Below are 26,823 nucleotides of genomic sequence, written 5' to 3' on the forward strand. Positions count from 1 at the left end.
CGAGAGACTGGAGGTTCATGATGCCGCGCTCTTCTGCGCTGGAGGTGAAAGGTCTGTATGCCCGATATGGCGCCAGGGAGATCTTGCGTGGCGTGGATCTTTGCATTCGGCAGGGTGAGATCTTCGGGCTTCTTGGACCAAATGGCGCAGGTAAAACCAGCCTGGTTCGGGCGATATGCGGGCGTTTGAAACCAACGGCAGGAAGTATTGTCATCGCGGCTGACGACGACCGCAGAAGCGCGTCGAGGCCGATAGGTCTCGTGCCTCAGGAAATCGCCCTCTACCCGAGCCTGACCATTCGAGAAAACCTTGAAGTCTTTGGTCGTCTCTCGGGCCTCACGAGGACGGCAACACGGCTCGCGATTGAAGAAGCTTGCGCGGCCGCTCATCTGGCCGAAAGGCTCCACGAGCGCGTCGAGCATCTATCGGGAGGCTGGAAGCGGCGCGTCAATATTGTCGCAGCAATCCTGCATCGGCCTGCTCTGCTGATACTGGATGAGCCGACCGTTGGCGTAGACATCGATGCACGCAACGCCTTGAATCACATCATCCAGACATTGAGTGGCCACGGGATGGGTGTCTTGCTGATAACGCACGATCTCCACCAGGCAGAGCACCTGTGCGACAACGTGGGATTCTTGCTCGATGGGGCCCTTGACCTGCAGGGTCCGCCACAGGCCCTGCTCGCTGCTGCCTTCGCCGATCAAGGCGAGTTCATCGCGGATTTTTCGGAAATACTGTCGGTGAATGAGGCGAAGATGTTGCAGGAAATGGGGTTCGTAACGACCACTGGCGGATCGAGCTGGCATCTGATCGGCAACCGACCGCCAGGGCACGTTGCCGAGGATCTCGAACGGGCGGGTCTCAAGCCTCGTGAGATGCACTTCCGGCGACCGAATCTCGACAGTCTCTTCTTACGCTTGTTGCTCAAGCAGACGACGAGCGTAGTAGAAGGTGCGGCATGATAGCCTCCATACTTCGCGTCATGGCCCTCAGCCTTATCCGCGATCGCGGGGCGCTGGTTCTAGCCTTCATACTCCCGCCCGTTATCTTCGTGATTTTCGCCGCAATCTTTGCGGCAACTGCGACCGATAAGCTCCCTCTCAAGGTTGCTTTCGGCAAAGCCGCCAACCATGAGGCCTGGCATCGTTTCGAGAAGGTCCTGCGCGACGACCCTTCCCTGCACCTCACCTCGGCCGCTAGTCGTGAGGTAGAGGTGAGACGGCAGGTGGAGCGGGGAACTGCGGATGTGGGGCTTTTCCTGAGAGACGATCCGGATATCACCGAGGCGGCGCCGGTCCTGATTGTCGTGGAGCCCAGCAAACCGCTGGCGGGTGCGGTCCTGGCTGGACAGGTCCAACGGCTCGTCGCTCGTGATCTGCCGGATCTGGCACTTTCTCGTACGATAAGCACGATCGAGCCCCTGCTCGGTGGCCTGACACCGGAGCAGGGCGAACGGCTGACAAAAGGAATAGCGGAACTCGCTGCCAAAACAACAAGCACGGCTTCCCACGAAGGGCCGGGTTTGGTTGAAACCGTCACCGTCGGAGCGCCGCAGGGCGCCAATACCGCGGTGAAGTATTACACTGGTGCTGTAGCGATCCTCTTTCTCCTGTTTTCGGCCATGCAAAGTGCCGCCATACTCATCGACGAACGGAATTCAGGCATTCTCGACCGCATAGCGGTCATGCCGGCCGGACCAGAGGTTCTGGTGTACGGCAAGTTCCTGTTCCTCGTGGCCCAAGGTGTCATCCAGGCAGGTCTGATCTTCGCAGCAGCAGCCGTCTTCTATGACGTCAACGTGATCACCAAGGTCGGGTTGTGGTTGCTGATTACGATCGCGGCGGCGATGGCGGCTTCGGGGCTTGCCTTGGCGGTTGCGGCGACCTGTACGACCAAGCAACAGGCTCAAACAATCTCCACATTCATCGTGCTTATCTGCTCCGCTGTGGGGGGCTCCATGGTGCCGCGTTTCATGATGCCTTTGTGGCTGCAGGATCTGGGATGGTTGACGCCGAACTCCTGGGTCATCGAAGCCTACCAGGATGCGTTGTGGCGAGGCCAAGCCTTGCCTGAAATCATGCCGGAACTACTTAGTCTTTTCGCCCTCGCGGCGATCGGGACCATCTATGCGGTCGCTATCTCCAAGCGCAGGCTGCGGCTCTAAAGGGAAGTCAGCATGGCGGTTTTCGCGCAGGATACTCTACGATCAAGTCGCGATACGACGGTTAGCCTGGTTCTTGCCGCGCTCATCGTGCTTTCCTGGCTTTGTGTCCACATCACCAGCATCTTCTTCGTCGACTGGAGCGTAGCGGGACGTTTTGTGCTGGCGCCTGTCGTCATCGCCCTCCAGTGCTGGCTGAGCGTTGGCCTGTTCATTGTCGCGCACGACACGATGCATGGCTCGCTTGCCCCGGAGCACCCGCGGCTCAACCGGGCAATCGGCCGGTTCTGCGTCTTCATCTACGCTGGCTTCTCGTACGGCAAGCTCTTTGAAAGTCACCACGCGCATCATCGACACGCGGGAACGGTCGACGACCCCGATTTCGATGCCGATCATCCGGCCCGGTTCTGGCCTTGGTACCTGACCTTCTTCCGTCGATATTTTGGCTGGCGCGAGTTCGGGATACTGACCATCGCAGTGCTTGCCTACCTGCTCATTTTGCGCGAGCGCTTCCCCACGATGCTGGTCTTCTGGGCGCTCCCGGCGATCCTCTCGTCTGTCCAGCTCTTCTATTTCGGTACCTTTCTGCCGCACCGTGTCGAAGAGGAGCCGTTCACCGACCGCCACCGCGCGCGCAGCAATGACTTTTCGCCCATCATGTCTTTGCTGACATGCTTCCACTTCGGCTATCATCATGAACATCACGATAGGCCCGGGGTGCCGTGGTGGAGGCTGCCAGCGCAGCGCGAAGCGGCTCTCCGCGCCAAAGCAAGCTGAGGTCACGCATGGAAAGCCTGATACCCTACCTGATCCCGACATTGCTGGTGGTCGGCACGGTCGTCTTCATGGAGTGGTTCGCCGCCTGGTCGCACGAGCACATCATGCATGGCTGGGGATGGCGCTGGCACAAGTCGCATCACGAGCCCCATGACGAGACGCTCGAGAAGAACGACCTCTACGCCGTCATCTTTGCTATTTTCGCCGTCGGGCTGTTCTGGATCGGCTCGAGCTGGTTTTGGCCATTGTGGTGGATCGCCGTCGGGATCTCGATCTACGGCATGCTTTATTTCTTCATGCATGACGGATTGGTCCATCAGCGCTGGCCGTTCAAGTACATCCCGCGCAAAGGCTACCTTAAGCGGGTGTATCAGGCTCATCGCCTTCATCATGCCGTTGAAGGACGCGATGGCTGCGTTTCCTTCGGCTTCGTCTATGCGGAGCCGATCGACAAGCTGGTGAAGAAGCTTCAGGAGAACAAGCGGAAGGTCGATCTGGACGTCTTGAAGGACGAAAATCAACCCACGGCCGCCGAATGATCAGGGGCGCTGCCACAAGCCTGTTCGCTGCACCGCGGGCTTGACCAACCGCGTCCGTGCAACATCGCCAAGCGCCAGCGCGAGCAGGCCCGACTTTTCTGCCTTGGAGGTGGATACGCGGCGGTTCCAGGCTGCGGGCCCACCAGACCTTACCTTGGCGCCGATCGCCCGATATACACGGCGCGCGGCTGCAATGGCCCAGGCCGACCTTGGCGGGAGGAATGCCAGACCGGCATAGGCTGAGGCGTAATAGGCCTCAGCCAGTTCCAGAAGCTCAAGCGCTGCAGAATGAAGCGCTGGCCGCTGCGCCATGTCCTCGGGATCCGGATTGACCACCCCATGACGCGCCAACACATCGGCTGGCAGGTATAGCCTTCCGGCGCGAAGATCGTCCACGACATCACGAGCGATATTCGTAAGCTGGAAGGCGAGCCCCAGATCACAGGCGCGATCAAGGGTCTCTGCGTCCCGCACGCCCATGATCATGGCCATCATGACGCCTACCACGCCGGCGACGTGGTAGCAGTAATCGAGCGTGTCGGAGATAGACGCGTAGCTCCGGCTCCTCACGTCCATTTCAAGACCGTCGAGCAGCTCCTCCGGGTGGCGTGACGGAATCCTATGGCGTTCCACAACTCTGCGAAGAGCTTCAAACACGGGATCGTCCACCCGATCGCCACGCAGCGCCGCTGCCGTTTGCAGCCGCAAGAGATCAAGACGCTGCTGCTGCCCGGAACGGAAGTCATCCTTCTGGGCATGACCAAGGACCTGTCCGTCGATGACATCGTCGCAGTGGCGGCACCAGGCATAGAGCATGACGGCGTCCTGACGGGTCCGCTGATCGAACAACCGCGCTGCCGCCGCAAAACTCTGGGATCCTTCAGCGATGGCGGTCTCGCTATTGGCGATCACGGCATCATTCATACCCGCGCGTCCTCGATCATGAGGCCTGCGGTGGCTTTCGCCGATCCGACCACACCGGGAATACCTGCGCCGGGATGGGTCCCAGCGCCCACGATGTAGAGATTGGGGATCTGATCGTCGCGATTGTGAGGCCTGAACCAGGCACTCTGGGTGAGGATCGGTTCGACCGAAAAGGCCGAGCCGAGGTGGGCATTCAGTTCATCGCGAAAATCGAAAGGAGTGAAATGCCGTACCGTCACCAGATCGTCCAGCAGACCAGGGATGTAGCGGTCGTGGAGATATTTCAGGATCCTGTCTCGGTATCTCGGGCCTTCGATGTCCCAGTCGATATCTGCGGTTCCCAGATGCGGCACGGGTGAAAGCACATAATAGGCGCTGCAACCGGGAGGAGCCAGGCTGTCATCGGTCACAGACGGGGCGTGCAGGTAGAGCGAAAAGTCCGGGGCCAAGCCGTTCGTGCCGAAGATCTCGGTAATCAGTTCCCGGTAACGGGCGCCAAACAGTACCATATGGTGCTTCAGCTCGGGATGCCTCGCCTTCAACCCGAAATAGACCACGAAGAGCGACATGGAGAAGCTCTTCTTCTCCAACGCACGACCGTTGGATTGGCCGCGGGAGGTGCCTCTCAGCATGTGCTTGTAGGTGTGAACGACATCGGCATTGGAGGCGATCTGGTCAAAGACGTGACGGCTGCCATCATTCAGAACAAGACCTGTGACGCGATCATTGCTTGCTTCGATCCTGTCGATCTCGGCACTTAGATGCACCTTGCCCCCCAGATCCTCGAACAGCTTTACCATTCCAGCGATAAGGGCGCCTGTCCCGCCCTTGGCAAACCAGACGCCGCCCTTGCGTTCCAGGGCATGGATCAAGCCGTAGATGGAAGAGGTACGAAAGGGATTGCCGCCGACAAGCAGTGAGTGAAAGCTGAAGGCCTGCCGCAGTTGATCGTCCTTGATGAACTGGCTGACCTTCGAGTAAACGCTCCGGTAGCTCTCCAGCCGCATCAGTTGCGGCGCCACCTTGATCATCGACCGGAAATCCAGGAACGGAACGGTACCGAGCTTCTCGTAGCCTTCCCGGTAAAGATCTTCCGAATAGCTGAGGAAGCGGCGGTAGCCTTCAACGTCATCTGGCGATTTTTTAGCGATCTGCCGGTCTATCACCTCCTGATCATTAGCGTAGTCGAAGCGATACCCATCCTCCCAACACAGTTGGTAGAAGGGTGTCACCGGCAGCAGCGTCACGTAGTCGGCGAGGCGACGACCCGATAGCGCCCAAAGCTGCTCAAGACAATCCGGATCCGTGATAACGGTAGGACCTGCATCGAAGGTGAAGCCATCGTCGGTGTAGACGTAGGCGCGTCCTCCGGCCTTGTCGCGTTTTTCGAAGACAGTGGTTTGTATGCCGGCACTCTGCAGGCGGATCGCCAGGGCAAGTCCACCGAATCCGGCACCAATCACTGCTGCCGTGGGTTTGTTCGTCATGGGAGTCCGTTTCTCGCTGTTGGTGTTTCCCGAAAGCAGGCCAGGGCGCGATGGATTGGGACCGGGGGCTTCCCGATCAGGATACGGAAGATATCGGATGCGCTGGTTCGCCCCGCATAGAAGCGCTCGATCAGTGGCGTCGGTAGCTTGTAGAAGCGTTCAAGCACCAGATGACGGCGATCCGGTTCTGCCGCCAGGAACAACATCCGATTGAGCAGCCGGTAGAACCTTTGGTTGCGATGTTGTGCAGCGGCATGTTGGCGGATCGCTCTCGCGAGATCACTACTGTTGCTTGGCCACCGATCGGCGATGACATTGGCAAGGCGGACTGCGTCCGGCAGGCTGTAACCCGTCGTCGGATGGAAAAGCCCGGCGCGCATTCCCGCCTGCGGAATGTCGGAAGGCAGTTCCGACCAGAAGCGCTCGAAGTCATGGGCCAATGCGATTGGCAGCACACCGTGCTCAGTGCGGATTATCCTTCGAACCGACCAGCCTTGCGCGGACGCGTAAGCAAGGATGTCCCGCTCCAATGCCACATCATCCAGATCTGGACCATCTGAATAGCGGGTGTCTTCTATCAGTACCCGCGTCTCCGAGAGCGGGAGCAGATACACGAAGCGATAGCCATCATGCTGATCGACCGTTGCGTCCATGATCACGGGAGAGGCCAGTCCGTGAGTCTGGCCAAGTTCCACTTCAAGCCCGAGGAACTTCTGGTATCCCAGCACCATGGCTTCAGTCGCCCTGTAACCACGGCAATCAATGACGCAGGAGGCGTGCAGCACCGTTCCATCAGCCAGAGTGACGTGATCTGGCGCGAGCGAGCCTACCGATGTGTTCGGACGAACTGCCACCATGCCAAGCTGCCGGATCGCTTCCGCAACGGAACCCGAGGTGAGCGAGGCGTAACCGGAAGCAAGGTTGCGCTCCAGATTCCGGAAGCGAACCGACTGGCTGGTCCATTGCCTGGCGATCAAGGGGTCAAGCCAGGCAAGGTCGCCCTGCTCGACATCCGCATGGTGGAACGACCAGGTGTGTTCGCCAAAGGGATTAGATGTCGACTCCAGGATAATGATCTGGCCCGGCGCAGGCAGGCGGGACAAGCGCTGAGCGATGATCGCACTGGCGAGACCTGCTCCAACCAGCACGAGAGGAGCTTCTGCGTCAGCCAATAGGTCGACTCCTCTCGCCACCCTGGAAGAAGTTAACCGCAAGCCGGCAGTGCCGGGCCGATGAAAGCACGGCCAGGTCTGCAGCAGCAGCAGCTATAGGTTCGGCTGAATAGGTCATCCCTCGGACGGAACGGCCTCCAGGCGTGCCATGCGCAGTTCTGCCAGGCTCGATGAACCGGTGCAGAAGCAGGCCACGCGCAATTGCGCCGACATGATCTCGAAATGCTCCACAACCTCTTCCGGAGAAGACGTCGCCGACTTCAGAACCGTCGCGGCCTGGCCAACCAGATCTGCGCCCAAGCGGATGGCTTTCGCCGCATCAACACCCGTTCGGATGCCACCCGAGCCAATGATGAACGCCTCAGGACAAGCTTTGCGTAGCGCTGCAATTGCCACGGCCGTCGGCTGACCCCAATCGGCGAATGCGGAGGCGACAGCGGCCTCCGCCGGCGTCCTGGCGCGGAGCGCCTCCACTGCTGCCCAGCTCGTTCCTCCGGCACCGGCCACATCGATGACCCTCACACCGGCGGCAGCAAGCGCCTGGGCGGTGGCCGGAGATATCCCGCTGCCTACCTCCTTCACAACAACCGGAACATGAAGCGCGTCGCACAATGCGGCTATCTTCATCGTGAGGCCGCTCCAGTTGCGGTCACCTTCCGGCTGAACCGCCTCCTGCAGCGGATTGAGGTGAATGATCAATGCGTCCGCATCGATCATTTCGACTGCCTTCCGCGCCTGCTCTATCCCGTATCCGGTGTTCAACTGGGCCGCGCCGATATTGGCGAGTATGGGAACGGACGGAGCAAGACGCCGAAGCTCGAGGTTCATTCCCCAGTCGCTTTCCGTGTCGATCGCAACCCTTTGAGACCCCACGGCGAAGGGTATGCCGATCGCGTCACAGGCAATAGCGATATTGTGATTGATGTCCTGGGCTCTTTCCGCCCCGCCTGTCATCGAACTAACGAGGAATGGCGCAGTGATCCGCCTTCCCAGGAATTCCGTAGACAAATCAATCGCAGCCATGTCGATTTCCGGGAGCGCCACATGCTCGAAGCGAATTGCTTCAAAACCCGTCTCGATACGTCCCGAGACGGAGCCACTACCCAGAACGATATCGAGATGTTGTTTTTTTCGTTCGGCGAGCATTTGCGCCTTTCATACGCCGGGGCGTGCCACAGATATAAATTCGCGAACCGGCAAGCCGGCATTGTAACGACGATATAGGTTAGGCTTGCTGAATGTCCTGCACACTGTCCCAACTTTCTGTCGCTAGCCAAGATACGTTGAAACCTTCCCTGCAGATCAGCTGGTTGAGGAACAACACTTCGCGTGAGGCACACGGTCTGCGAATCCAGAACCTCAAGTCGCAGGTTGAGGAACGGTTGGAGGCTCTGCTGGAAGATGGCGGATATGCACCGCCAAACCTGCTTGCGGCGATGAGGCATGCTCTGCTCAGTGGCGGCAAGAGGTTCCGACCTCTTCTCTTTATCCTGACGGTGCCTCAAGGGGACGATCGGAAGGCTGCCCTTGACATCGGTTGCGCCCTTGAGATGGTCCACACCGCTTCGCTGATCCTGGACGATCTGCCCTGCATGGATGATGCGGACCTGCGGCGCGACAAGCCGGCGACGCACAAGGTTTTTGGGCAGGCGACGGCGATCCTCGCGGCAATATCCCTGCTAACGCGCGGCATGAATATCCTCGCTGCACTTGAGGGCGTACCGGGAGACAGACGTGCAAGGCTTGTAGCGGTCTTGAGCCAGGCGGTTGGCCATACTGGCTTGGCAGCCGGTCAAGAGGTCGATCTGACCGAAGCGCCAGGGATTTCCATGAACGTGGAGGAGAAGAACTGGCTGAAAACCGGCAGGTTCTTCTCAGCGATGGCAGAAATGGCATCCATTCTCAGCGACCGCGGTGAAGAGGAAACCGTGGGACTTTCAGACCTCGCTTTTCACATTGGTTCAGCGTTCCAGGCCCTCGACGACCTTCTGGATGCAACAGCAGCGCCCGAAGATCTGGGCAAGAATGTCGGCAAAGATATCGGGAAGAGCACGATGATCAACGACAGGGGTGAGGCTGCCACGCGCCGGACTTACCTGTCCCACCTCAATTCGGCCAATGAGGCGCTGGCGCGATGCGGGATCGAGGAGGAGCCCATCTGTCTCATGCTCCAATCGATCCACCAGATGGCGTTCAGGAACGACGTGCCGGTTTAAGGGTGCCGCGCGTCGGTCGCGTCAAGCTGTACCCACTCAGTTCTCGGCGGACGCTGGCTTGCGAGCACCACCGCTGCCCAGGCTCGCCTCCTGCCCCACCTTTGCTTCTATGATGTCTAGAGCCTTCTGAAGACCACCTGCTGCGGCGATAGACCGGCCGACCTCCCCTGCTCGATCAACGTAACCTTTATCGGCAAGTAGTGTCCTGATCGCCTTCTTCATCTTCGCCACAGTCACGTAAATCGGCGAAAGACGCAGGCCGACATCGTGGTAAAGAACACGGGCCGACACTCCAGGCTGATCGAAGGCAATCGGTAGCACGAGCAGCGGCGTGGCAAATTCCAGCGCATCCATCACGGTATTGAGCCCCCCATGCGTGATACACACGTCCGCGCGCTTGAGGACTGCCCTCTGCGGCGCAAAGCTCGTCACCCAGGTGGCACCCAAAGCGTATTCCTGCTGTTTGCTCAAGCCCCCGCAATGAGCAACGAGCAGTTGCACGTCAAGCTGCTGGCAGGCAATCGCCGCGGCTCGAAACAGCCGATGGCGATGCCCCTGAAGCGTGCCGAGCGACATGAAAATGAAGGGCTTGCCCGGATCCACAGCGAAGGGAAGCTCTTCGGCTTTATCGTCGCTTCGCAAGGGTCCAACCGGATAGAGGCGATCCTTGCTCCGGAGCCTCGGGAAATCGAACGCCGATGTCGTCTGCGCTATGGTAGCCGTTTCGGACATGCAAGCCTGGAGATCCTCAACGGGGTTCTGCAATCCCATTCGACGTGCCCACCGCCGGATCATCCGCCGTTGCTCGGTCAGCAGGAGCCTCGCAACCCGCTCACCTCCCTTGTTGCGGCGCGCACCTTCCAGGCTCGGGTCGTATGGCCATGACAGAAACGGAAGCGGGATGCCGTCATCCCGCTCCACGGGTAAGGCGCAGGCAATGGACAGCAGCGGAAGATCAAGATGCCTCGCGAGAAGCCCCGCCGCCGGCTCCATCTGGTCGCCCAAGATCGCGTCCACACCCAACGACCTCAGATACTTGGGAGCATGCTGGCAAAAAGCATTGGTGAGCACCGCGCCATCGTGAACGGTGCGGAGAATGCCGAAAGGACCTCTTGGACGTGATGCTCGATGAATGATGTTATCGAGCTGCCGCTTGTCCGTTCCTTCCACAGGCTGGACAGGAAGACCGGCGTCAAACTCGTGCTCCGCCCCCTCGTTTACAAGCAGCGTGACGCGATGACCGCGACCAGCCAGCGCTCGACCAACCGTTGCGAACACAGCAAGATGGCTCCTAAACGGCGGGCAAATCAACGCGAAGTGCAAAGGAAGCTCCAAGCCTCAAACGATTTGAGTGACGAACGAGGCTTCTTCTTCCAGCCCCCTTCAACGACCCACTTAGCTCATATAGGTCGGCATCCCGGCAATGCGCAGGAGACCGGCGATCACACCATCGCCAATCATCACATAAGTTGCCATCTCCAAGGAGAGTATGGTGGCGACCGCCATGCCAGTGGTCAGGCGCGAGGCGAGCAGGAAGCCAAGGACCACGAAGAAAGTATCGGAAAGGGAATTGACGATGCTGTCGCCTGAATAATGAAGGCTGCTCCCGTCATTGCCGAAGATCTGGATGATGAAGGGCAGGTTTTCGAAGATTTCCCACAAGGCGCTACTGGCAACCGCATAGGTTGCAAGACGGGCCAGCGACCAGTGCGGCCTGATCGCACTCAACCACACGAAGAGCCCCACACCGAACGCAAGATGGAGAAGCGAATAATGATCCGTCAGTTGCTGCGAATTTTGATGCGGATCCAACACCCCTTGCCACAGACGTATCGAACCGCAGCTACAAAACCAGTCGCGATCAAGCACGAGCAGAACGCCAACCTGACCGGCCAAGAACAGAAAAGGGAGGTAGAGATAACGCCGGCTATGGTGCGGCGTTCGAAAGACATACCCCCGCTTCTCTAGCATTTTCTCTCCTTCGGCTTGACGGGAAACCGTCTTGCTGCTGATCCGCAAGCGGGAAGTAGGGCCGGAACGTCCTATAGCCAACCTTTGGATTAAGCCCGTCTCTATGGATGCACGTCGAGACGCAAAGGCTTCTCTAATTTACTGTCGTTGTGGTCCCTTCGCATGGAAGCTGTCGACAACCGTGTCGGAGGCGCTCTCGATGGATACAGAAAAAGTGCCGGAAATCGGGATTGGTGACTTGAAAAAGGAGGCTCTGGCTGCGCGCTTGGACTCCCAGCTAACGTTTCTACCCTTCTCAAGCCCCTGAAGAAGCATCTACCTAACTGCGAAGATGGTATCAGGCGAGAACAACCCGGACAGCCTCAAATTGGAAAGAAGCTCTATTGCGAAGCTAGGGGCTGTCCAAAGGCTGCTGAACAGGCTCAGCTGACGGAACAAGAAAGCAAATCAGACAGAGCGAGTTTCGGCGATTACGAGAAGCTCAAACGTCACACAGACCGCATTGGCGCCGTGGGCTAGGCGGCCGGAGGCGATGATGCCGGTCATGCCGATAACGTCTACATCGAGTGTGCAGCGCCGCCGCCCCGCTCCCTCTTCGTGTTTCACCGTGCCATCGCGGATCAAAACTTCGGTCGCATAATCGGAAACCTCCCGACCGTCGGTGAATCGGGCGCCTACCAGGCTGCCGATCCCCAGAACCAGAGCGTCTGTGATCGCATACTCGTCGCATATCGCCTCGATAGCCTCGCAGATATCCTCATTCGGCCGAACAGCGGCAAGGATTGCAGGACGCGAACCAATCGTTGTGGCGATCGGTACATCCTGTCTTTCGGGCGAGAACAGCCGGAAATTTGTCTCCGCATCTTCACCTACGATGAAGGCGGCATTGGCGATGCCATAGGCCGCGACCTCGACGGGTTGAGAAAAGGCCGCTTCGAAGGGCAAAAGATGCCCCATCCGACGCCCCAGCCCAGGAACATCCCAGGTGCCGTGGCAATGCACATATGGTTCTCCGTCACGGATCCCAAGATGCAGCCCCGCCCACCGGATCACGCTGCCCGGATCAGGACGCAGGGTCTCGCTGTACCAGGCGGCATGATCTGCATCGGCACTGGCCGCCGGAATGACATAGTCCATCCTATCCATGGCGATATCGGAGAGGCCGATCCAGCCGGCACGATATCCGGCAGCCGCAAACGCCTGGGCCACGGCCGCATTAACGGACATGTGAGCCTGAAGCGTCAGCGCAAGCGGTGTAGCCTGGCAGGAGACCGCACAATAGCGCTGCGCGCTTGCCGGCCCGGGATGGCGGATCGTGCGCAGGCTCATGTCGACAGACCGGCGCTGGTGAATCCGCCGTCGAGCGCGAGAATCTGTCCATTGATATAGCTTGCATCGTCGGAAAGCAGAAAGGCGATGGCGGCCGCGACTTCCTGAGGGGTCCCGTAGCGGCGCAGCGGCACCCGCTCGTGCCACTGGCGTCGCACATCGTGGGTGTGCACGGCTCGCGCCAACGGTGTGTCAATCGGGCCAGGCGCCACTGCATTGACCCGCACGCCCATCGGTCCCAATTCGTTGGCCATGACAAGCGTCATCAGGTTCAGGCCGCCCTTGGAGGCGCCGTAGGCGGTACGACCCTTGTTGCCGCAAAGGCCCGAGATCGAGCTAATGTTGACAATCGATCCGGGCTCCCCCCGCTCCATCCACAAACGCGCGGCCGCACGCGAAACAATGAAACTTCCGATCAGGTTGACGTCAAGAACGCGGCGAAAATCCTCCACGCTCGTCTCGACGGCCAGCCTGTCGAAGCCAATGCCAGCCGAATTGACAACACCCGAAAGGCCGGCTTCGGCTGCGCATAGGCCGATGGCCGCCTCGACCGAGCCTTCATCGGAAACGTCGCATTTAATACCCCGTGCCCGATCGATCTCCAGTTCGTCGCAGGCAGCATCGAGGGCCTCGCGCTTCAGGTCTAGCAGCCAGGGCTGGAAGCCAAGGCCAAGAAGCGCATGGGCAGTAGCAAGTCCGATACCGGACGCACCACCGGTGATCGCAACTGTTTTCATTGCGGGTTCTTGCATGATCGTCTCCTAAGCCGTGGGGGCTTGCTCAAGGGTCGGCATCTGGCCGCGCCGTTGCAACTCCTCACGGATCAGCCTCTTGGTGATCTTGCCATAGGCCGATTTCGGCAGGGCATCCCAAAACACGAAGGTCTTGGGCAGCTTGTAGCGCGCCATCTTGCCGTCGAGCCAGGACCTGAGATCGATATCGGCAGCGTCTGCGCCCTTGCGGAGCACGCAGACCGCAAGCCCAACCTCGCCCCACACGGGATCAGGCACACCAAGCACAGCCACTTCGCTGATATCGGGATGCAGGAGTATCTTCTCTTCGATCTCCCGCGGATAGATGTTGGAACCGCCAGAAATGTACATGTCCGACGAGCGGCCGGTAATGTAGATAAAGCCCTCCCCGTCCATGTGGCCCAGGTCTCCTGTCCTGAACCAGCCGTTGCGGAAGGCTTTCTCGTTGGCATCGGGATTGTTGTAATAGCCGACAAAAACCGCAGGCCCGATCACACAGATTTCTCCGGTCTGGCCGACATCTACTTCCACACCGTCGGCATCCTGGATCTGCACCTGCATGCCGGTACGCTCGAAGCCGCAGGTCCCGATGCGTGCCTCAGGTCCATCCTCCAGATAATGCCGGCTCGGCGGCAGAACAGTAATCGCGCCCGTCACTTCCCCAAGGCCGAAATACTGCACCAGAACGGCGCCGAGCTTGGCGAGCGCCCGCTTCTGATCGGTCCGATACATTGGCGCGCCGGCATAGATGACATAGCGCAGGCTCGAATGGTCGTACCGGTCGACCGAGGGATCCTCGACCAGCATTTTCAGGATCGTCGGAACCGTGAAGACATTGGTGATCTTCCAGCGCTCGATCAGTTGCCAGACTGCGGCAACATCGAGTTTCTCGAAGGCCGGCAGCACGGTCTTCACCCCGTGGGCCACCTGCGTCAGCTGGTGGATCCCAGCGCCATGTGACAGCGGCGCCACTACAATCGACGCGTCGCCCACACCTGTGCCCGGCATCAGGTCACACAGGTGATTGGTGATGACGAAGGCCATCTGGCCGTGAGTGAGCACCGCTGCCTTCGGCCTCCCGGTCGTACCCGAGGTGAAGAAGAACCAGCAGGGATCGTCGCGATCGACCGGGGTATGGGCAAAGGTCATTCCGGCATGGCGCTCGACGAGCGCATCATAGTCTTCGCCGAAATCCGACGGGCCTATCGATATCACGAAGGCGACACCCGGCGCGGTCTCCCGGCAAGCCTCGGCATGGCCGGCAAATGCCGCGCCGCAGATCATTCCGCATGCACCGCTTGCCTGTGCCAGATACGCGACCTCCTCCGGAGATTGGCGATAGTTCGTCGGCACCCAGACCGCGCCGAGCCGGAAGCAGGCGAACATGGATTCGAACATCTGGTTGCAATTCGACGACTGGACGAGGACCCTGTCCCCCTTCTTCACGCCGAAATCGCGCGCAAGCGCAACCGCCATCGCATTGACACGCGCTTCCATCGCCGCGAAAGTCCAGGTCTTTTCTCCCCAGACAAAGCCGACTTCGTCGGGATGACGACGGGCTGCCTGGGTCAGGAAATTTGCCAGGTTCATGACGCGGTTCGAACATGGCGAAAGACCGCCTAACGGCACGGGTTGGCTCATCGCACGCGCTCCAGAATCGATACGTCCTTGGCAACCGCGGCACCACACTTCTCAAGTCGCACGGCAGGCACATGGGCCAGCCCCTCATTGCCCATCGCAACAAGCGCACCTTGAAAACCCTGCATGGAAAAGCCGTTGGTCATAACGCCAACGGGAAGCCCGTCGATAGCTGCGGCAGAGATGCCGGCGTAGTCAATTGCCGGCGTTGCGACGGAGGCGATCAACTGCTCGACGTCGTCCAGCAGTGATTTACCCGAGGTGGAATGCGCCCAGCCAACGTTTCTCGCCCTGCTCATTTCGCCCGTCTCCTCGCTTGCGGCTTACCCATTGTCTGGCGCGCGGCACCCGTTCTGGCGGCAAACATACTTGCCAGCTTACCCTCCACCTTTGCCGCCTCCTGTTTCAGATATGCGGCAAGCTCCACCTGCCGTGTTTGCGACATGCGGCTGTCGATCGCAGCTATGCTGAGCGCACCTGCCGGACGTCCGTCCGGATGGCGGATTGCCACCCCGACGCCCCACGAATTGGCAAGGATCAAGCCCGGATTGAGTGAATAGCCCCGTTCACGGGTCAGTGCGACCTCCCTACGGATACGTTCAGGCGGAAGGTTCGGGTAGCGCGTCTGCAGGATCGCCCTGTTGAATTCCAGCGCTTCGTCAACCTCCTCATCCTGCAAGGCGGCAAGAAATGCGAGCGACCCGGCACCGATCCCAAGCGGATGTTCAAAACCGACCTGCAGTGCGTGAGTGCGTACCGGATAAGTTCCCTCCTCGCGATAGACGCAAACGGACGACATGCCGCGCCGGATGGAAAGGAAGCTGGTATCCTCGGTCTTGCGCGAAAGGGTGTTAAGGCTGTCGAGGCAAAGCTCCAGCAGACCAAATCGCTGAGAGGCCAAAGTCCCAAGCACATAGGCCTCTTCGCCGAGATAGTAGCGGCGGGTTTCCTCGTCTTGCTCAATAAGGCTAGCGCGCATCAGCGCCAAAAGGAGCCGACGCACCGTCGGCTTGTTCAGGCCGCTGTCATCCACCAACGCGGACAGCGAGACGCCGCGGTCCGCGTGACGCCCCACCATGGCCAACAGCGAGAGCGCCCGATCGACACTTTGTGATCCGTTCAATGGGTCAATGCCATCTCAGAGGGTCTATAATATGGACCATGAAAATATCATCCGGGCCTCAGAAAGTAAAGCAAACCAGCCGACGCTTGCATGTTACTTGAAATTACGCATTGATGCACTTCCAATCGGGGGCTGCATGATCCATGATGTGGACCATGGTTGGTGCGATGGAGGTGTCGCAAGACTGCTGCGGGGCAGCAGGATCAAGTGGAGGAGGAACCCATGGATCTGAAGAAATTAGGCGCATTTGCGCTCACATCGGCAATTGTTTGCGCTGCCCTTTACGGCACGGCAGCGGCGGAAACCCTCCGCCTTTCCCACAATACCGGCGACGCCACGACATGGCATAAGGGCGCGGAGAAGTTCAACGAGCTCTTGAGTGCCGAGACCGGTGGCGAGATGACGGTTCGCGTCTTCCCGAATGCCACCTTGTCGGGCGGCGATCAGATGAAGCAGGCCGAAATGGTCAGCCGCGGCGCCCTTGACTTTGTCATCACCTCGGCGATCAACGTGACCCCACTGGTGCCGGAAATGGCCGTCTTCTCGCTGCCCTATCTCTATGCGAACTATGAGCAGGTCGACGCCACGACCGACGGGGCTCCAGGCGACAAGATGAAGGAGATCATGGATAGCCATGACATCGTCGTGCTTGCCTGGGGCGAGAACGGCTTTCGCGAAGTCACCAACAATGCCCGCCCGATCAAGTCCCCCAAAGACATGAAGGGTCTGAAGATGCGCGTCGCGGGCCCGATGTATATCGACGTGATGAATGCGCTGGGCGCCAATCCGCAACAGATGCAGTGGACTGAAACCTTCACCGCACTCCAGCAAGGTGTGGTCGACGGGCAGGAAAATCCGATCGGCGCCGTGATCATTCCGCAGCGCGTTTACGAGGTACAAAAATACCTGACCGCCTGGCACTATTCGTATGATCCGGTCTTTCTCGGCATCAGCAAGAAGCGCTGGGACAGCTTTGACGCCGCGACCAAGGAAAAGGTACAAAAAGCGGCCTCGGAGGCCATGGCTTACCAGAAGCAGATCACCCGCGAGAGCACGGAACAGGGGATCGCACTGCTTCGGGAAAAGGGAATGGAGGTCTATGAACCTTCTGCCGAAGAACTCCAGGCGTTTCGCGACGCCACAAAGCCGGCCTTCGACACTTGGGCCGCGAAAGTCGGCACGGACCTCGTAACGTCCTTCCAGGACGCTGTTGCCGCCGCCAACTAGCGGCAGCAGATGGGGGTCGGATCCACGTCCGGCCCCACACCCATCGGAGACCTGCCATGGCGTTCATCTTGCGGGATGCGGAAAAGATCATCTGCGCGATCATCTTTTTGGCCATGACCCTGCTCGGCTTTGCCAATGTCGTCGTGCGTTATGCGAGCAACTATTCGCTTGCCGCTTCAGAGGAATTGCTGACAAACGGCTTCCTTCTCCTGACCATCTTCGGCGCCGCGATCGCTGCGCGCACCGGTGACCATCTCGCCGTGACTTTGATCTATGAACTCGTGCCGCGTGCGGTACGCAAGCTGATGCTCGTCATTGCTTGCGCGCTTTCCATCCTTCTTCTGGCGGCCTCGGCCTGGTTCACCTTCGAACTGTTGTCCAATCAGGTTTCCAGCGGAGTACGCTCCTACGCGCTCCAGATCCCCGCCTGGTACTACAGCGTCGGGCTGCCATTCGCCTTTGCCCTCGTCATCGTTCGCTATATACAGCGAGCCCTCGACGAGTGGCGGGACCTTCACCGCGAGGCCGGCAGCAATGCTTGAGATGAGCGCCGGCACCCAAATGGTTGTTTTGTTCTTCATCCTGCTTGCATTGCGGCTGCCGGTCGCCTTCGCACTCGGGCTTTCGGCGATCTATGCCATGTGGGCGCTCGGGTTCGGCCTGGATCTCGCCGGCGACCTCATCGCCTCGGGTATCGCGAAATATTCGCTGCTTGCTGTTCCGTTCTTCATCCTCGCCGGCGTGCTCATGGGTAGCCTTGGCATCGCTGAGCGCATGATCCGCTTCTTCCGGATCTTGATCGGCGACCTCCCTGGCGGAATGGGCGTCGTCGGCACGACCGTGTGCCTGTTTTGGGGTGCGGTCAGTGGCTCTGGCCCGGCATCGGTCGCCGCCATCGGCCCGCTCATCATCAAGGGCATGGAAGAAGATGGCTATTCGCGCGCCTTCGCCGCTGGCCTCGTCTGCACCGGGGCGGCATTGTCGATTGTTATCCCGCCATCGATCGGCTTGGTCATCTACGGGGTCATTGCCGAAACATCCATTTCAGACCTCTTCATCGCGGCCATCATTCCCGGCCTCTTCATGGGCCTTTTAATGCTGGCGACGCTGCCGCTGGCGAAGAAGGCAGGTTCTGTCGGTGGCGCTGCGGCAAGCCTCGAGCGGCTAAGCCCCAGGCCCTACAACGACCTACCCTACGGCAAGCGGCTTTGGCGTTCCTTCTTGGAGAGCTTTTGGGGTCTTATGACGCCCATCGTCATCCTTGGCGGCATATATTCGGGCGCCTTCACACCGACGGAGGCCGCCTTGGTCGCCACCGTCTATGCGCTGCTCATCGGCGGGTTGATCTACCGGACCCTGACGATAGACGGCCTTTACCGGGCCCTGAGCGACGCGGCGGCATCCTCCGCAGTGGTGATGATGGTCGTCGCCTATGCCAGCCTCTTCGGCTGGGTGGTGACGGTCGACGATCTGATCGGCCATTATTCGACGCTGCTTTTGGCTGTTTCGGACAACGAGTGGGTCATTCTTTTCATCGTCATGCTCATCCTGCTGATCGCAGGCATGTTCATGGATGCCATCACCATCATGTTCATCTGCCTGCCAATCTTTCTACCGGTGGCGCAGAAGCTCGGCTGGGATCCAATCTGGTTCGGCGTCGTCGTGATGATCAACCTTGCAATCGGCCTCTTCACGCCACCCGTTGGGATAAATCTCTACGTTGCGGCCAACATTACGCGATTGCCGCTCGAAAAGGTTGCACGCGGAGCGCTGCCTTTTCTCATGACCAGCATCCTCGGCCTCGCCGCTGTGGCATCGGCGCCAGAAATGTCATCCTTCCTGATCAACCTCTTGAGGTAAGCCTGATTTTCGGACGGCATCGGAGCATACTGGTGATGCTGGTCCTGTCGCACAAGCTGAGCCCGACCAAGTTCATTGTAACTGCCTTCGATCGTCGATGAGCTCGGAACCGCAAGAGCGAAGCCATTGCGCGCGTTGTTGGGGATGGAACAGGCGGCCAGTCAGCCTTCGACAGAATTCTGAGCTTGCTAGGGGGCGGTCAGTTTGAAGATGCAAAGCGCCATCGCATTGTCCGCGAAACGGCAACGGCTTCTCGGGCACTGGCGGATTCCGTTCCCTGATAGCTCACCAGCAGGTTGAAGACCCCGCTGCGAAGGCAGCATTGCGGCCTGAGCGCATGAGTAGAAGCTTCGGCGACGTGTTCATAGACATCCTCCAGCATCTCGCGTGTTGTGCCCTCGATCAATACGACCACATTCAACGTGTTAGAATTCGTGACGTCTGCTTGTTGAAAAACTTCATAGGGTTGGTTCGGCTCGGCGAGGCCGATGCGAAAGCCGAGGATGTGGCCACTTAATGTCAGTCGCTGCAGTACCCCGGCCAAAGTGGCCGATCGTGTGTGTGCAGCACTCTTCTCCACGGAATAGGCTAAAGCGATCAGGCCGCCGCCAAGCCCCCTGCCCTGGCTGGCGAAATCGATGGCCGGGATGCGCAATACGTTCAAGAAGTGCCGACGCATCGAAAACGACCAGTCAGTCGGTCGGCGAATGAGATCGAGATAGGCCGGCTGCTCCAGCACCTTAAGGTCTTCCAGCCCGTACAAAGTAAAGTAGCGATTGTCCGGTCGGACGAAAGTGCCATAACGACGCGCCCATCCCATCCCAGGCGTCGTCAAGCGCTCCGGCACATGTTCATGGCTATGCCAAGCCTCGTATTCGTCAGTGAGCGTGGCGGGAAAGTCATTCCATAGGGCGAGGAAGGCAGAGCTCATGACGGTTCCCCAATCTGCAAGATAACTTTCGACGCCAATCGTCTGCGCGAGACTTCGAGCCCCTCCAGCGCACCAGTCAGTGGAAACCGGTGGGAAATCAACCTGCGCATGACATCCTGATGCGTATCAAGGAAGGCGATTGTCTTGGCCCAGTCGGACGGATTGGCACGATAAGAACCGCGTATCTGCTGATGCATGCGCACCAACCGCGTCAGATCAATCTCGGCGGGGTGTGGATGTATGCCCACGACAGTGAATATGCCGCGCTTGCGGAGATACGGCAGGGTGGCACTCACCAAGGCCGGCACGCCGGCGGCCTCGATGATAGCGTCGAATGGCCCCAGCTTGCGTAAAGCAACGTCCTGCGTGCCGTCCTTGCCATCGAGCAGGTGATCGAAGTCAAGCGACCGCAGCAGATCAAGCCTCGGAGCATCGTCCCAGCCGGCGATGACAACGCCGGCTCCGCGTGCACGGGCCAGGATGGCAATCCCCTGACCTATGAAGCCCGGGCCAAGCACGAGCACCCTCTGACCCGCCCGCACCTCGGCGGTCTGCACCGCCTCCAGGCAAACCGTCATCGGCTCTGTGAGCGCGGCCACATCCAGTTGGAGGGTATCGGGCAGGATGTGGCAATTGCCGGCCGGGGCGCAGACATAGCCGGCAAAGGCGCCGTTGCGTCCGATGCCGATGCCCTTGCGACGGGTGCAACCGTCCTCGTCGCCGATACCGCAGGCTTCACAGACACCACAGGTAGTGGATGGCCGCACGGTGACGCGCTTGCCGACCAGAGCACCCGGAACATCGGCCCCTACCTCTTCTATCACGCCGGCAAACTCATGCCCAAGCGTCACCGGCATGGCCTCCTTCATGCTTTCATAGCCCGGCGTCCACTGGGCGATGTGCAGATCTGTCCCGCAAATGCCGGCCATGTGCACCTTGATCAGCACCTCGCCGGGCGGCGGAGATCGAGGCGGCGCCACCTGGAGCAATTCTACCCCCGGCCCGGGCCGTAGCTTTTGCAATGCCAGCATCGGTTATTCTCTAAAAGCCCTTGATCAGGAAGGTGCTATCCACGCCAACTCAGGAAGTGTTTCTCGATGACGCCGATCACAAAGCTGACGGTCAGGCCCATTACCGACAAGATGGTGACGCCGGCAAACAGCTTTTCGAGATCGTAAAGAGAACCGGCCTCAAGAATATAAGATCCCACCCCGAACTGCGCGCCGAGCATTTCTGCGGCTACCAGAAGGATGATGGCGATCGAGATAGACACCCGAAGACCCGAGAGGATTGCCGGAAAAGCGCCCGGTAGAACGATCTTGCGAATGATTGACCACCAGGACAGGCCAAAACTTTGGCCCATGCGGATCAAAGAGCGATCGACATTGTCGACCGCGCCGTAGGTGGCAACGACCGTGGGCGTAAAGGTGCCGAAGGCGATCAGCATGTACTTCGACATCTCGTCAATGCCGAACCAGATCACGAAAAGCGGCAACAGCGCGATCTTGGGAATGGGAAACAGAGCTGCAACCAGAGGCACGAGACCAGCGCGCACATAGCTGAACAACCCGATCATAACACCGAGCGCGATTCCGGCGGCAATGCCCATGACCGCGCCAACGAACAGGCGCTGCAGCGACGGAAGAAGATGCTTCCACAAAAGCCCCGTATTCCACAGCTGCACGAAGGTCTCAAGGACCGCCGAAGGCCGGGGCAGTGTCAGATTGGAGATCACGCCTGTCCGCGTGCCGACTTCTGCCAAGACGATCAATGCGATGAACAGGGCAATTGCCATGCCCGGCACCGGCGTCGGCGCAAAGCCGCCGCCGCGAAACGGAACCGTACGAACGGTTGCCTTGCTGTCGGCGCTATGCTTGCCCGGGTCCCGTTCGGTGGTGATTGCCGGGGCGATGGATGTGATCTCAGGCATTGACAAGTTCCTTGTCGGCGGCCATGGCCTCCTCGCGCATCAGCGACCACAATTGCTTCTGTTTTTCCTCAAGCAGCGGATCGCCGAGTTCCCGCTCGCTGAGCGGGATCTCAATGTCGACGATCTCGCGGAGCCGGCCCGGACGCCGTGACAGAACCACCACGCGGTGTCCCAGGCGCACGGCTTCGTTGAGATTGTGGGTGACGTAGACCGATGTGAACGGCTGTCTGGTCCACAGCGAAACGAGATCATCCATCAGGAGTTCGCGGGTCTGGCTGTCGAGGGCTGAGAGCGGTTCGTCCATCAGCATCACAGCAGGACGCACTGCAAGCGCCCGGCTGATTGCAACGCGCTGACGCATGCCACCGGAAAGCTGCTTTGGCAGCGCCAAGCGGAAATCGGAAAGACGGGTGCGCTCCAGGACGTCGCTCACGATGTCGTCCATTTCGCGCCCACCAAGCCCATGATCCTCCAGCACCAGTTTGATGTTGCCTTCGACCGTGCGCCAGGGCAGCAGGGCAAAATGCTGGAAGACATAAGTCAAAGGATTGAGTGAATCGGTTGGGGCATTGCCGATCTGCAGCACCCGTCCGAAGCTTGGCTTTTCGAGCCCGCCGAGGAACCGCAAAAGTGTTGATTTCCCGCAGCCGGAAGGCCCGATCAGACAGATGATCTGGCCCTGCGGAATGTCGAGCGAAATGTCTTTCAGGACCTCGACCGCGCCATAGGAATGGCTGATGTTTTCCAGCTTAAGGTCCATATAGCCTCCAGGCAGAGGCCCGCTTAGGCCTCTGCGATACGATTGTTGGCGATCAGATCGTCTTGACGTAGGAAGTATCGAAGAGCTGTTCGCTGGTGATGGCGTCCTTAACCATGCCTTCTGACTTCATCCACTCGACCTGCTCGACGCAACTATCTACGGAAAGCGCCAGACCCTTATTGATGCGCATGGCGCCATCGATCAGGTTCTGCTTGGCTTGTTCGAAGGCGCTGTCGCTTTCAACATACTTGTGAACGATCTTGGCAAGGGCATCGCGCTCGGCGTCGTCAGCGGTCTTATCGACAAAGGCGGCATTGTAGTCGGCAATGGCCCTGGAATAGGCCTCGACGAAGGATTCTGTCAGAGTCCGCTCGTCCCTTGCATTTCCTGTCGAGGTGAAGGCGGTCGTCACCTGGTAGTTGGGCGCGTAATCCGACACCAGACCGATCTGCTTGGCCGCGCCTTCACGGATCAGCCTCTTGGCCACATTGGGCTGGATGGCCCATGCATCGACCTGGCCGGTGGAGATGGCGCCGACGATTGCACCGAGCTTCTGCAGCGGCCGCAACTCGATTTCCGACATCGGAATCTTGTTTCCCTGGGCAATCTTGTGCGCCATGAAATGAAACGAAGAGCCGGCGGTCGTGACGCCGAAGGTTTTGCCGGATAGCTTGGACGGATCCGTCAAGCCGGACTCGTAAGCCTTGTTGGAAGCGAGAATGATGGCACCGACCACGCCCTTTTCTTCGGTGAGCGCACCGCCAATGACCTTGACGGCATCCTTCTGCGCCAGGCTGACAAGACCGCCGCTCATCGCGGTGACGCCGAAATCTGCATCCCCCGACGCAATGGCAACCGCCATTGGCTGAGCTGCTTCAAAGAACTTCAACTCGATGTCGAGACCGGCGTCCTTGTAGTAGCCGCGCTCAAAGGCGATGAAGCTCGGCGCGTGGCTGGCGAGATGCAGGACGGCAAGGTTGCGGGATGCGGCACGTGCCGGCATGCCGAAGGCTGCGGCTGCGCTGGCGGCGCCCATGCCGATCAGCGCCTGACGGCGATTGAGGGTAAATTGCATTGGTCTCTCCTCCGAAACTGAACGCCTCACCGGCGCCACGCCATTTCATTGACACCGGCGATGGAGGAAGACAACTAACAATCATTATGTCTCCCATGCCCTAAAGGCATACCCATCATCGCCAAAGAGTCCGAGGGACACGGCACCGATCAGCCAAGCCGCGGCAAGGTCGCCAAGCGGTGCGTCAGAATTTCGATGAGCTTGCGCAGGTTCGCCGAGTGCGATCGTCGCCGGTTCCACAGCACGGAAACCTCAAATTGCGGTGCCTGTGCGATGGGCTTGATGACAAGATGGCTGCCGACCGGTCCAAGGGTGGAGAGATAATCGACAAGCAGAATTCCCATCTGCTCGTTGGCGAGCGCCAGCGCCGTGTCGGAGAACCTTGCCACGGCACGGATGTTGACGTCGATTCCGGTTCGGTTGAGGAAGCGATCGACCACCCGCTGATGCGCACCACCCGGTTCGAAGGAGACGAAATCGGCGTCTTGCAGATCCCGAGCAAGGAGGACCGTCTTCACCGCCAGGGGATGACTCTTCGGCACGGCGGCAACGAGATCCACACGACCCACCTGCTCGGAGTCGATGAGCGGGTGTTCAGGCGTCGCGATGGTGACAAGGCCTTCGCCACGGCCGCTCAGCAGATAATCCTCGATCTGGTTGACGGAGACAACGTCGAAGAACAGTTCTATGCCTTTGACCTCTATCGAGAGTTGCCGCAACGCTTGGGGAACCAGAGCACGTGCAGCGCTTGCGGTAGAGCCGACCCTGAAGACGGCAGTCTCTCCCCGTGCGATGCGCCCGATCTGTGCGCCAATCCCCGCAAGCTGGCGGATCAGGGGGTCGACCTCGGCAAAGATCTCCCGCGCCTCCGACGTCGGCACGAGGCCACTGCGATCACGCGCAAATAGCGCGATCCCCAGCAAATCCTCAACTCGTCGGATGGTGCGGCTTAGCGATGGCTGGGAAACGTTCAATAGCTTGGATGCGCCGGTGATCGAGCGAGCCTGCATGACGGTATGAAAGATCTCGATCTGCCGAAGGCTGAGCAATGTGTCGGCTGCCGGCCGCCCAGCTGAGGCCTGCTCCACGTCAGGATCTTGGGACATTGGTTACCCTTTCCAGGAAAGGAACCAGCATTTCCAGAACCTCATCGGCAGCGGTCTCAGGAAGCATGTGCCCGCCGCTGATGCCGATACCGGATACCTCGATCGCCCAGTCTTTCCAGATGTCGATAGGCTTCCTGCCACCCCCATACCGTCGCCCGGCCTCCCAAAGCACGAGTACGGGCACGCCGATCTTGCGCCCGGCCGCGCGGTCGGCGAGATCATCGGCCTCGTCCACCGTTGCTCCGGCGCGATAATCCTCGCAAATGGCATGGCGCACGGTGGGATCGTCAAAGGCGATGCGATAATCCTCAAGTGCCAGTGGATGCAGTCTTTCCAGACCCTGCGCCATCTTGTCCAGGCTCAAGTCCAGCACCATTCTTGGGTTCGCTGAAAGGAAAATTTCCGGCAGTGGCTCTGGCTGCGCAAGCATGAACCAGTGCCAGGCATTGATACCGAATGCCTTGCTGGCGCCTTCCCACATTTCCGGCGTCGGCACCACTGAAATGGGCACGAATCCGCGAACGGCCTGCGGTAAATCAAGCGCCATGCGATAACCTGCCCTGGCGCCACGATCATGGCCGACGACGATGTAGCTATCGTGACCCAGTTGACGCATCATCGCGTGTAATTCTTGCCCCATCCAGCGTTTCGAACCGCTGCCTTCTAGCCTCCCGAAGATCGCACTGCCGCCATAGCCCGGCAGGTCCGGCACGACGACCGTGTGCGACCGCGCCAGGACCGGGGCGAGACGATGCCAGGCCGCCCGCGTCTGCGGATAGCCATGCAATAGGAGGATGGGTGGGCCAGAGCCGCCAACCAGTACCGCCAGATTGACGGAAGCCAGTCTGACCCGCCGTTCCTCAAACCCGGGGAACAGTGAATTCACGTTTCGGGACATGATCTTATCACACTCCTGGGATTGTCCGTCGCCGCCGCTGCGGCAGTTTCGCGCAAGGCGGCGATCAGGTGGTTGACGGCGGACTGGCGTGGCCTCAATCGATAGGTATGCACATAAGCCGCGACACAAACGCTGTCGGCCACCGGCACGGCGACCAGCCCCTGCTGCTGACAATCCAGTGCGGAAAAACCGTCCAACACGGTGATGCCGATGCGTTCCGCGACGAAGGACATGGCCGCCTCGACGAAATGGACGTAGACCGCCGTTTTGCGAGTCATGCCGGCCCGGCGAAACGTCTCATCGATGGATTCTCCATGGGTGGTCAACGGTGCAAAGGAAATCAGTCGCTCGTGCTCGATATCTCGGGGATGGATAACGGTTCTGCTTGCAAGCGAATGGTCAAACGGAACGACGCATACCAATCCTGCTTCGGCAATCTTCTCAGTCTCGATGATCGGATCGCAGATTTCGGCGATGGTGGCGACGCACGCTCCTCTACCGAACATCAGATAATCGCGAATGTCTCGTTGGCCGAGCGAGTCACTGTAATATGTGCCCGCAACCTGGCGCTCCTGCAGGCGCCGCAATGCCTTCGGGATTAGCCTCATACTGATGCTGGGCGTCGCACCGAAGCGAAATGTTGATGCGTCACCGCGCGCAATGGAATGGATCGTCTCCGACAACATCTGCGACTGCGTGTGTACGCGGTCTATCTCGGCAAAGATCAGGCGCGCCTCATCCGTCGGCACAAGCCGGCCGGATATGCGATCGAACAAAGCAATCCCAAGTTGGTCCTCAAGGCGTTTTATTGCGATCGAGACATTCGGCTGGGAGACACCAAGGTGAACTGCAGCAGCCGACAGCGAATTGGTTGCCATCACTACGCGGAAGATCTCGATTTGCCGTTCCTTGAGCTTCGTCTTCGTCAAGAGCTCCGAGCCCGT

Annotated in this window: 27 protein-coding genes; 8 read left to right on the forward strand and 19 right to left on the reverse strand. The window is 59.5% G+C overall.

Annotated elements, in window-relative coordinates:
* Positions 1-17: 17 nt before the first annotated feature.
* Genes FN060_RS17170 through FN060_RS17185 form a run of 4 tightly spaced genes read left to right on the forward strand, consistent with a single transcriptional unit; the run spans position 18 to position 3,480 of the window.
* Positions 18-965 carry an ABC transporter ATP-binding protein gene (locus FN060_RS17170; protein WP_142589146.1) on the forward strand — a complete coding sequence of 316 codons (948 nt, stop codon included), beginning with the start codon at positions 18-20 and terminating at the stop codon, positions 963-965.
* Positions 962-2,167, forward strand: a complete 1,206-nt coding sequence (locus FN060_RS17175; RefSeq protein WP_142589147.1) for an ABC transporter permease — start codon at positions 962-964, stop codon at positions 2,165-2,167. Before FN060_RS17170 ends, FN060_RS17175 begins: the two co-directional genes overlap by 4 nt.
* Positions 2,168-2,179: 12 nt before the next feature.
* The gene (locus FN060_RS17180; protein ID WP_142589148.1) at positions 2,180-2,941 is read left to right on the forward strand and encodes a fatty acid desaturase; all 762 of its coding nucleotides are present in this window, start codon (positions 2,180-2,182) and stop codon (positions 2,939-2,941) included.
* A gap of 8 nt (positions 2,942-2,949) precedes the next feature.
* A complete protein-coding gene (locus tag FN060_RS17185) occupies positions 2,950-3,480 on the forward strand; it encodes a sterol desaturase family protein (protein WP_142589149.1) in 531 nt (176 codons plus the stop codon).
* On the opposite strand, the gene FN060_RS17190 is transcribed toward FN060_RS17185, so the two are convergent.
* The 4 genes from FN060_RS17190 to fni form a co-directional block, all read right to left on the reverse strand.
* Positions 3,481-4,404: a phytoene/squalene synthase family protein gene (locus tag FN060_RS17190; protein ID WP_142589150.1), complete on the reverse strand. Its 924-nt coding sequence runs from the start codon at positions 4,402-4,404 to the stop codon at positions 3,481-3,483. It abuts the gene before it with no gap.
* Positions 4,401-5,891: a phytoene desaturase gene (locus FN060_RS17195; RefSeq protein WP_142589151.1), complete on the reverse strand. Its 1,491-nt coding sequence runs from the start codon at positions 5,889-5,891 to the stop codon at positions 4,401-4,403. Before FN060_RS17195 ends, FN060_RS17190 begins: the two co-directional genes overlap by 4 nt.
* Positions 5,888-7,063: a lycopene beta-cyclase CrtY gene (gene crtY, locus FN060_RS17200; protein WP_142589152.1), complete on the reverse strand. Its 1,176-nt coding sequence runs from the start codon at positions 7,061-7,063 to the stop codon at positions 5,888-5,890. The genes FN060_RS17195 and crtY overlap by 4 nt, the downstream gene beginning before the upstream one ends.
* A gap of 114 nt (positions 7,064-7,177) precedes the next feature.
* The gene (fni, locus tag FN060_RS17205) at positions 7,178-8,209 is read right to left on the reverse strand and encodes a type 2 isopentenyl-diphosphate Delta-isomerase (RefSeq protein WP_142589153.1); all 1,032 of its coding nucleotides are present in this window, start codon (positions 8,207-8,209) and stop codon (positions 7,178-7,180) included.
* Positions 8,210-8,373: 164 nt separating this feature from the next.
* On the opposite strand from fni, the gene FN060_RS17210 reads away from it, so the two are divergent.
* Positions 8,374-9,279, forward strand: coding sequence for a polyprenyl synthetase family protein (locus FN060_RS17210; RefSeq protein WP_183949769.1), 906 nt, complete (start codon positions 8,374-8,376; stop codon positions 9,277-9,279).
* A gap of 36 nt (positions 9,280-9,315) precedes the next feature.
* On the opposite strand, the gene FN060_RS17215 is transcribed toward FN060_RS17210, so the two are convergent.
* The 7 genes from FN060_RS17215 to FN060_RS17245 form a co-directional block, all read right to left on the reverse strand.
* Positions 9,316-10,557 carry a glycosyltransferase gene (locus FN060_RS17215; RefSeq protein WP_142589155.1) on the reverse strand — a complete coding sequence of 414 codons (1,242 nt, stop codon included), beginning with the start codon at positions 10,555-10,557 and terminating at the stop codon, positions 9,316-9,318.
* Between the two features lie 117 nt (positions 10,558-10,674).
* Complete coding sequence (locus FN060_RS17220; protein WP_142589156.1) at positions 10,675-11,250, reverse strand: DUF2585 family protein; 576 nt, start codon at positions 11,248-11,250, stop codon at positions 10,675-10,677.
* Between the two features lie 447 nt (positions 11,251-11,697).
* Positions 11,698-12,579, reverse strand: a complete 882-nt coding sequence (locus FN060_RS17225) for a PPC domain-containing DNA-binding protein (RefSeq protein ID WP_142589157.1) — start codon at positions 12,577-12,579, stop codon at positions 11,698-11,700.
* Complete coding sequence (locus FN060_RS17230) at positions 12,576-13,316, reverse strand: SDR family NAD(P)-dependent oxidoreductase (RefSeq protein WP_142589567.1); 741 nt, start codon at positions 13,314-13,316, stop codon at positions 12,576-12,578. The genes FN060_RS17225 and FN060_RS17230 overlap by 4 nt, the downstream gene beginning before the upstream one ends.
* A gap of 24 nt (positions 13,317-13,340) precedes the next feature.
* Positions 13,341-14,972 carry an acyl-CoA synthetase gene (locus tag FN060_RS17235; protein WP_142589158.1) on the reverse strand — a complete coding sequence of 544 codons (1,632 nt, stop codon included), beginning with the start codon at positions 14,970-14,972 and terminating at the stop codon, positions 13,341-13,343.
* Positions 14,969-15,268, reverse strand: coding sequence for a hypothetical protein (locus FN060_RS17240; RefSeq protein ID WP_142589159.1), 300 nt, complete (start codon positions 15,266-15,268; stop codon positions 14,969-14,971). The genes FN060_RS17235 and FN060_RS17240 overlap by 4 nt, the downstream gene beginning before the upstream one ends.
* Positions 15,265-16,047: an IclR family transcriptional regulator gene (locus tag FN060_RS17245; RefSeq protein ID WP_142589568.1), complete on the reverse strand. Its 783-nt coding sequence runs from the start codon at positions 16,045-16,047 to the stop codon at positions 15,265-15,267. Before FN060_RS17245 ends, FN060_RS17240 begins: the two co-directional genes overlap by 4 nt.
* Positions 16,048-16,314: 267 nt before the next feature.
* Between FN060_RS17245 and FN060_RS17250 the strand changes: the two genes are divergently transcribed.
* The 3 genes from FN060_RS17250 to FN060_RS17260 are packed head-to-tail and all read left to right on the forward strand — an operon-like array spanning position 16,315 to position 19,179.
* The gene (locus FN060_RS17250) at positions 16,315-17,319 is read left to right on the forward strand and encodes a DctP family TRAP transporter solute-binding subunit (protein ID WP_142589160.1); all 1,005 of its coding nucleotides are present in this window, start codon (positions 16,315-16,317) and stop codon (positions 17,317-17,319) included.
* 56 nt (positions 17,320-17,375) lie between these two features.
* Entirely contained in the window at positions 17,376-17,861 is a 486-nt protein-coding gene (locus tag FN060_RS17255) for a TRAP transporter small permease (protein ID WP_142589161.1), read from the forward strand.
* Positions 17,854-19,179: a TRAP transporter large permease gene (locus FN060_RS17260; RefSeq protein ID WP_142589162.1), complete on the forward strand. Its 1,326-nt coding sequence runs from the start codon at positions 17,854-17,856 to the stop codon at positions 19,177-19,179. Before FN060_RS17255 ends, FN060_RS17260 begins: the two co-directional genes overlap by 8 nt.
* Positions 19,180-19,378: 199 nt before the next feature.
* Here the strand turns inward: FN060_RS17260 and FN060_RS17265 are convergent, their stop codons facing one another.
* The 8 genes from FN060_RS17265 to FN060_RS17300 form a co-directional block, all read right to left on the reverse strand.
* Positions 19,379-20,110, reverse strand: a complete 732-nt coding sequence (locus tag FN060_RS17265; protein ID WP_142589163.1) for a hypothetical protein — start codon at positions 20,108-20,110, stop codon at positions 19,379-19,381.
* Positions 20,107-21,141, reverse strand: a complete 1,035-nt coding sequence (locus tag FN060_RS17270) for a zinc-dependent alcohol dehydrogenase (protein WP_142589164.1) — start codon at positions 21,139-21,141, stop codon at positions 20,107-20,109. Before FN060_RS17270 ends, FN060_RS17265 begins: the two co-directional genes overlap by 4 nt.
* Positions 21,142-21,176: 35 nt before the next feature.
* On the reverse strand, positions 21,177-21,905 hold the full coding sequence (locus FN060_RS17275; RefSeq protein WP_342345190.1) for an ABC transporter permease: 729 nt from the start codon (positions 21,903-21,905) through the stop codon (positions 21,177-21,179).
* A gap of 127 nt (positions 21,906-22,032) precedes the next feature.
* Positions 22,033-22,800, reverse strand: coding sequence for an ABC transporter ATP-binding protein (locus FN060_RS17280; RefSeq protein ID WP_142589166.1), 768 nt, complete (start codon positions 22,798-22,800; stop codon positions 22,033-22,035).
* Positions 22,801-22,852: 52 nt separating this feature from the next.
* Positions 22,853-23,875: an ABC transporter substrate-binding protein gene (locus FN060_RS17285; protein WP_142589167.1), complete on the reverse strand. Its 1,023-nt coding sequence runs from the start codon at positions 23,873-23,875 to the stop codon at positions 22,853-22,855.
* Between the two features lie 149 nt (positions 23,876-24,024).
* Positions 24,025-24,981 (reverse strand): LysR family transcriptional regulator, encoded by a 957-nt coding sequence (locus FN060_RS17290; RefSeq protein ID WP_142589168.1) that lies wholly within the window; start codon positions 24,979-24,981, stop codon positions 24,025-24,027.
* Positions 24,965-25,879, reverse strand: coding sequence for an alpha/beta fold hydrolase (locus tag FN060_RS17295; RefSeq protein ID WP_142589169.1), 915 nt, complete (start codon positions 25,877-25,879; stop codon positions 24,965-24,967). Before FN060_RS17295 ends, FN060_RS17290 begins: the two co-directional genes overlap by 17 nt.
* Positions 25,864-26,808, reverse strand: coding sequence for a LysR family transcriptional regulator (locus tag FN060_RS17300; protein ID WP_142589170.1), 945 nt, complete (start codon positions 26,806-26,808; stop codon positions 25,864-25,866). The genes FN060_RS17295 and FN060_RS17300 overlap by 16 nt, the downstream gene beginning before the upstream one ends.
* Positions 26,809-26,823: the final 15 nt, after the last annotated feature.

The sequence above is a fragment of the Pseudorhizobium halotolerans genome, assembly GCF_902153235.2.
Lineage (GTDB): Bacteria > Pseudomonadota > Alphaproteobacteria > Rhizobiales > Rhizobiaceae > Neorhizobium > Neorhizobium flavum.